Origin of the sequence: Pyxidicoccus fallax, from assembly GCF_012933655.1 — a bacterium.
Taxonomy (GTDB): Bacteria; Myxococcota; Myxococcia; order Myxococcales; family Myxococcaceae; genus Myxococcus; species Myxococcus fallax.
This window is the reverse complement of sequence record NZ_JABBJJ010000525.1, coordinates 1-5798: the sequence shown is the minus strand read 5'-3', so window position 1 is coordinate 5798 and position 5798 is coordinate 1. Positions and strand designations below refer to the sequence as shown.

The 5798-nt window shown below is 70.0% G+C and carries 5 protein-coding genes; 1 reads left to right on the top strand and 4 read right to left on the bottom strand.

Annotated features, from left to right (window positions below; genetic code table 11):
• Positions 1-683, bottom strand: a 683-nt coding sequence (locus tag HG543_RS50705) for a hypothetical protein (RefSeq protein WP_169352186.1), incomplete at its 3' end; no start/stop codon positions are given.
• Between the two features lie 118 nt (positions 684-801).
• Entirely contained in the window at positions 802-1971 is a 1170-nt protein-coding gene (locus tag HG543_RS50700; RefSeq protein WP_169352185.1) for a hypothetical protein, read from the bottom strand.
• A gap of 265 nt (positions 1972-2236) precedes the next feature.
• On the opposite strand from HG543_RS50700, the gene HG543_RS50695 reads away from it, so the two are divergent.
• Positions 2237-2455 carry a hypothetical protein gene (locus tag HG543_RS50695; RefSeq protein ID WP_169352184.1) on the top strand — a complete coding sequence of 73 codons (219 nt, stop codon included), beginning with the start codon at positions 2237-2239 and terminating at the stop codon, positions 2453-2455.
• Positions 2456-2641: 186 nt separating this feature from the next.
• Here HG543_RS50695 and HG543_RS50690 read toward each other — a convergent pair whose 3' ends face one another.
• Positions 2642-4333, bottom strand: coding sequence for a glutamine--tRNA ligase/YqeY domain fusion protein (locus tag HG543_RS50690; protein WP_169352183.1), 1692 nt, complete (start codon positions 4331-4333; stop codon positions 2642-2644).
• 169 nt (positions 4334-4502) lie between these two features.
• Positions 4503-5660: a glycosyltransferase gene (locus HG543_RS50685; RefSeq protein ID WP_169352182.1), complete on the bottom strand. Its 1158-nt coding sequence runs from the start codon at positions 5658-5660 to the stop codon at positions 4503-4505.
• Positions 5661-5798 lie beyond the last annotated feature (138 nt).

Here is a 5798-nt window from a genome sequence, read left to right as displayed (position 1 = left end):
CCGCCACCCCAGTCGTCTCCGCCGCCGAAGTCGTCCCCACCGCCGTCCCAGTCCGCCGTGGTGATGTCTCCTCCCGCGTCCGCGGCGTCGGCGTTGCCCATTGAATCCTGGCCCGCCTCGAAGCCATCCCCATAGCCGTCGCCGTAGCCATCCTGAAAGCCATGGTCGAAGCCGTGGCCCCCGTGGAAGCCATCCATCCACTGGTGCGCGAGCATGCTGCCCATCGCGCTGCCCACGAAGCTCGTGAGCAGGCCGCCCGCGAGCAGGCCTCCCATGCCAATCCCTCCCAGGCCCCCGCCCCCAAACGCAGACACGACGGTGCCCGGGCGCATCAGTTCGGCCCGGGTCGCCAGGCGCGCGAGAGCCGCCGGGTCGTCACGGGTGAGCCGCTCCCCGGGAGGCATGGACGCGTTGAGCTCGTACAAGGCCTTGCGGCGCTGCTCGGGGCTGAGCCGGGAGAAGGCCTCGCGATGCACCTGCTCCAGCACCTGCGGCGGCGCGGTGCGCACGAGATACTGATAGCGCTCCAGCGCCTGCGCATCCGAGTCCCTCCCCGCCGGTGCGCCGCCCGTCACACTCGTCCCCGTGGGGATGCGGTCCCGGCGAGGGTCCACGCGCGTCGGCCACGAGCGGGGCGCGGCGGCATCACGGATACGTCCGAAGAGTCGGTCGAACAGGCCCATGCGTTGGCTCCCGGAGGGGGTGTCCCCAGAACCTGCGCATGTCGGCCCCTGAACGGGATGCCAGCGCCCCGGACCGCCACGCCTCCCGTCCGCCAGGGGCCTGCCCGCCTGTCCGCCCTCACAGCCGCCCGTGCGGCACCCGTCCCGACTTGAACGCGTCCACCTGGAGGAACGTGAAGGGCTGGTCGTACAGCAGCCGGTCCTGCTGGCGCGTGCGGAACAGGTCCACGATGAGGTTCATCCGGTCCGCCAGGCTCCCCCAGTCGCGCGCCGCGCTGCCCGCGGTGTCGTCCGGCGTGCGGTCCAGCTCCGCCATCAGCGCCACCAGGTCCGGATGCTCCAGCCGCGCCAGCTCCGGCGGGAAGTCCCGCTCCGATGTCAGCGCCGGAATGTCCTCCCCCAGCCGCAGCGTCACGTCCGGCAGCTCGATTCGCATCAGCGTGCGCGTGGCCAGCTCGCGCCAGATGCGCTCCAGCCGGTTGGCCAGGGGCGTGAAGGCCCCGCGCAGGCCCCACTCGGGCGTACCGCGCACGCGCCGGTTCGGGTCCGCGCGCGTGAACTCCACCAGGTTGTCCAGGAACAGCTCTCGCAGCGGCGCGTTCAGCGCGGCGACCACGGGGCCCTGCAATCGCGCCTGCTCGTGGTAGCCCACCAGCGCGTTGCCCAGGAACATCAGCTCCGCGCGCGCCTTCCTGTCCGTCGTGAACATGGCCTCGAAGTACGCCCGTGTCGCGCGGATGAGCAGGTCCTGCCCGCCCTCCTCCAGCGGCCCGGGCGACAGCCGCGACAGCACCCGCTCCAGCCGCGAGGTGTCCGGCGTCTCCATGCCGGAGAACGTCTCCAGGATGTCCGTGTAGAGCGGCCCCAGCTCCTCGAAGACGATGAAGTTGCCGCGCGCCGCGTTGCGGGCCACCTCGTCGGTGATTTCCTCCAGCGTGCGCGCCAGCACGAACTGCACGCCCACCGACGCGCCCCACGCGCCGAGCAGCGTGTCCTGCAGCTCGGTGAGGCTGCGCGTCACCGCGTCCGCCTTGTCGAGCAGCTCTCCCAGGAGTCCCGGCAGCACGTCCTTGCGGATGAAGGCGCCCGCCGTCTTCGACGCCCACGTGGAGAAGCCACACCAGTTGACGTCCTCCTCGCCGAAGACGTCCGTCAGGGCCACCTTCAGCACGTGGTACGCCTGGGTGATGTGGAGGTTGCGGAGGACGGGGTCCTCCATGCGGATGATGGCGTCCACCTCGGCCTGGGTGGGCGGCGGCCACAGGCGTGGGAGCGTGCCGCAGGCCATTGCGCGTGTGCCTCCTGCTGGCCGGGGCGGGATGTCCCGGGCCTGACAGGAGGAGTGGTCCTCGGGCGGTTGTGATTCAACCGCCCATTCCGCGCCGCCCGGCCGCGCGTCTCGCACCGCCGTCCGGGACGGCCCTCCGGAGGAGCGCTGCCTCCGCCTGGCGGCCACGCCTCCATCGCGGAGGCGGACCGACCCGCACCGAGCCGCCCACGGACGTCACGGCCCGGTCGTGCGCCGTCGGACCCGGCAAGGATATGCTGCCCGCATGGTCCCCTTGAAGGACGGCTCCGGACTGCCCCCCGAGCAGCGCGCCGCGCTGGAGCGGGAGCTCGCGCCGCTCACCCTGCTCCAGGACGTGGTGCGGTGGGGCTTCGCGCACACGCCGCCGCTCGACGTGGCGGAGGTCGTGGTCCAGGACGAGTTCACCCACGACGTGGTGCTGCCCTGGAAGAACGGGCGCTACCTCGTCTTCGACACCACCTGACTGGGCGGGGTGCTCGCGGTCTCCGTGTGGGACCACAGACCAACGGCCGATGAAATGCTGGACGCCCGGCTCGCGGCGGGGTGGACGCCCACGCCGACGAGCACCGTCGACGGGGACGTCATCCTCGGCCATGCCTCATGCCGGGTGCCGCCGAAGTCATCGGCGGCACCGTGAGGCCCAGGGGGACTACTTCCCGCCCTTGCCCTGCTCCTTCGTCCACGAGTCCTTCAGCGTCACCGTGCGGTTGAAGATGGGCTTGCCGGCCTTGGAGTCCTTCGGGTCCACGTAGAAGTAGCCCTGGCGCTCGAACTGGAAGCGCGACTCCGCGGGGGCATCCGCCAGCATCGGCTCCACGCGCGCGTCGCGGAGCACCTGGAGGCTGTCCGGGTTGATGAACTCGGTGAACTCCCGCTTCTCGTCCGCCTCCGGGTCCTCCATGGAGAAGAGCCGGTCGTACAGCCGCACCTCGGCCGTGGGCGCATTGCCGGGCACCCAGTGCAGCGTGCCCTTCACCTTGCGCCCGTCCGGCGCGTTGCCGCCGCGCGTGGCCGGGTCATACGAGCAGCGCAGCTCCACCACGTTGCCCGCCGCGTCCTTGATGACCTTCTCGCACTTGATGAAGTACGCCGAGCGCAGCCGCACCTCCTTGCCGGGCGCCAGCCGGAAGAACCCCTTCGGCGGGTCCTCCATGAAGTCGTCCGCCTCGATGTACAGCTCGCGCATGAAGGGCACCTGGCGCGTCCCCATCTCCGGCTTCTGCGGGTGGTTCTGCACCTCCAGCTGCTCCACCTGCCCTTCCGGGTAGTTCTCCAGCACCACCTTCAGCGGGCGCAGCACCGCCATGGCCCGGGGCGCCGTCTCGTTGAGGTCCTCGCGGATGCACAGCTCGAGCACGCCCATGTCGATGAGCTGCTGCGTCTTGCTCACGCCCACGCGCGTCGCGAAGTCACGCAGGGACTTCGGCGTGAAGCCGCGGCGGCGCAGCCCCGAGATGGTCATCATCCGCGGGTCGTCCCAGCCGGAGACGAAGCCCTCGTTGACCAGCTTGAGCAGCTTGCGCTTGCTCATCACCGTGTAGTTGAGGTTCAGCCGGGAGAACTCGTACTGGTACGGCCGGTCCCCCTTGATGAGGTTGTCGACAATCCAGTCGTACAGCACGCGCCGGTTCTCGAACTCCAGCGTGCAGACCGAGTGGGTGATGCCCTCGATGGCGTCCGACAGGCAGTGCGCGAAGTCGTAGAGCGGGTAGATGGGCCACGCGTCGCCGGTGCGGTGGTGGTGCGCGTGCCGGATGCGGTAGATGGGCGGGTCGCGCAGCACGGGGTTGGGCGACGTCATGTCGATTTTCGCCCGCAGGGTGTGCGCGCCGTCGGGGAACTCGCCCGAACGCATGCGGTGGAAGAGGTCCAGGTTCTCATCCACGGAGCGGTTGCGGTACGGGCTGTCCCGGCCGGGCGTGGTGAAGTCGCCGCGGTACTCGCGAATCTCGTCGGGCGACAGGCTGCACACGTACGCCTTGCCCTGCTTGATGAGCTCCACCGCGAAGTCATACAGCTTCGGGAAGTAGTCGGACGCGAAGTACTTGCGGTCCTCCCAGTCGAAGCCGAGCCACTTCACGTCCCGCTGGATGGACTCGACGTAGTCGGTGTCCTCGGTGACGGGATTGGTGTCGTCGAAGCGCAGGTTGCACTTGCCCCCATATTGCTGCGCCAGCCCGAAGTTGAGGCAGATGGACTTGGCGTGGCCGATGTGGAGGTAGCCGTTGGGCTCGGGCGGGAAGCGGGTATGCACGCGTCCCGCGTGCTTCCCCGTGCGCCGGTCTTCCTCGATGATTTCCTGGAGGAAGTTCAGGCCCTGCGTCTCGTTCGTCGTCGTCATGATGGGGGCGAATCCTGTTGAAGCCGCCCCGGGCCGGCAAGGAATTCCTTGCCCCGGATCGCCCTCCCAGGGGGTGGCGACCCCTTCCGGGGACTCGGAGGACAACACCCCAGGGACGCCGCTTGCATCCCCCCGCCTGACAGGCGGGGGCCCGTCCGCCCGCGCGGCTTTAGAGGGACGACAGCAGGGATTCCCAGGCCTTCAGGGCCCGGTCGGCGGACAGCTCCTCGGAGCGCGCCCGGGACCGCTGGGACAGGTCCTTGCGGTAGACGTCGTCGGACACCACCCGGCCCAGCGCGTCCGCCAGGGCCTGGGGGTCCTCGGTGGGCACCAGCTTGCCGTGCTTGCCGTGCTCCAGCACCTCGGCCGGGCCGGACGGGCAATCCGTGCTGACGATGGGGCAGCCCAGGGCGAGCGCCTCCAGCATCACCATGGGCAGGCCCTCGAACCGCGAGGACAGGGCGAAGGCGGCGGCCCGGCGCATCAGCGCGTGCGGGTTGGGGGTGAAGCCCGGCATGAAGACGGAGGACTCCACGCCCAGCGACTGCGTCAGCGCCTTCAATTCCGCCGCGAGCGAGCCCTCGCCCAGGATGAGCAGGTGGTGGTCCACGCCCGCCTCCCGCATCCGGGCATGGGCGCGGATGAGCACGTCGAAGGCCTTCTGGTGCTCCAGCCGGCCCACCGCGATGACCACGGGCTTCTGGTAGATGGGCTCGGCCCACTCGGGCAGCGGCTGCTCCCCAGCGGCGCGCACCTTGTCGCCATCCACGAAGTTGGGGATGACCACCAGCTGCTCCGGCTTCACCGGCACCAGCGCCTGGAAGGCCTTCGCCGAGTCATGGCCACAGGCGACGATGCGGCTCATCCGCGGGTACAAGAGGCGCAGGCCCCACAGCTGCCGCTTGGGCTGCTCGCGGCTGAAGGCGCCCCAGTCGAAGTGGATCATCCCCACCACGGGCTTGCGCAGAATCGCCCCGGCCATGCAGGCCAGCAGCGCGGCCCGGCCCTCCTGGCCGGCGACGATGACGTCCGCGTCGCGCGCTTCCTGCAGCTGCCGCAGGAAGAAGCGCGGCAGCATCTTGCGGTTGTAGGAGAACTCGTCGGTGCCCCAGGCCACCTCGGTCTGTGGGGGAATGCGGTCGCGCTGGCTCTTGGTGTGTGGGCGGTGGTGGAAGAAGATGCGCGTGGCGAACCGGACGGGGTTCAACCCCGACATCACATTGCACACGGACCGCTCGATGCCCCCCGAGCCGAGGAACACCAGGTTGAACAGGACCCGCTTCTTGGTGGTGGCTCCGGGTGCTTCATCCATACGCTGTGCGAGCATCAGCCCCACTCCAAAGGCAGCCTCACGCTAGCCCAAAGACCCAGGTCGCGCGACGGCGAGCACTAACGCCCGGCCCCCCTGGGAAGCAACCGACTCCGAGTGCAGGCACCGCCTGGAAGCTCGCCTGCCCTCCCACCC

Bases quoted from the DNA above. Each gene is read 5' to 3' on its own strand.
- HG543_RS50700 (WP_169352185.1), bottom strand. From the start codon at position 1,971: ATGGCCTGCGGCACGCTCCCACGCCTGTGGCCGCCGCCCACCCAGGCC.
- HG543_RS50690 (WP_169352183.1), bottom strand. From the start codon at position 4,333: ATGACGACGACGAACGAGACGCAGGGCCTGAACTTCCTCCAGGAAATC.
- HG543_RS50695 (WP_169352184.1), top strand. From the start codon at position 2,237: ATGGTCCCCTTGAAGGACGGCTCCGGACTGCCCCCCGAGCAGCGCGCC.
- HG543_RS50685 (WP_169352182.1), bottom strand. From the start codon at position 5,660: ATGCTCGCACAGCGTATGGATGAAGCACCCGGAGCCACCACCAAGAAG.